Source organism: Paenibacillus xylanexedens (genome assembly GCF_007680605.1).
GTDB classification, from domain to species: Bacteria; Bacillota; Bacilli; order Paenibacillales; family Paenibacillaceae; genus Paenibacillus; species Paenibacillus xylanexedens_B.
The window spans coordinates 1-231 of sequence record NZ_VEIO01000103.1; the positions used below are offsets into that span (position 1 = coordinate 1).

The following is a 231-nucleotide window of genomic DNA, read 5'->3' on the forward strand; positions in this document are numbered from 1 at the left end:
AGGGCTTAACGGTCGTGTTCGGGATGGGTACGTGTGGAACCCCTCCGCCATCGCCACCAAACGCGATTGGTCGAAGCATAGCTTCTTCCATTCAGAACTGAAAATCATACACACACTCGGTGATGTACCCATTTTCATTTCACTATTCAGAGTGTTGTTCTCTGAAAACTAGATTCGAAACGAAACGCACGCGACTCAAAACTTGCATTTTGGATAAGCCCTCGACCGATT

At 47.2% G+C, this 231-nt stretch carries 1 rRNA gene; it reads right to left on the minus strand.

The annotated features are described in order from the left end of the window. Window positions 1-61: ribosomal RNA gene (gene rrf / locus FS818_RS29640) — 5S ribosomal RNA — on the minus strand; the annotation flags it as partial. Window positions 62-231: the final 170 nt, after the last annotated feature.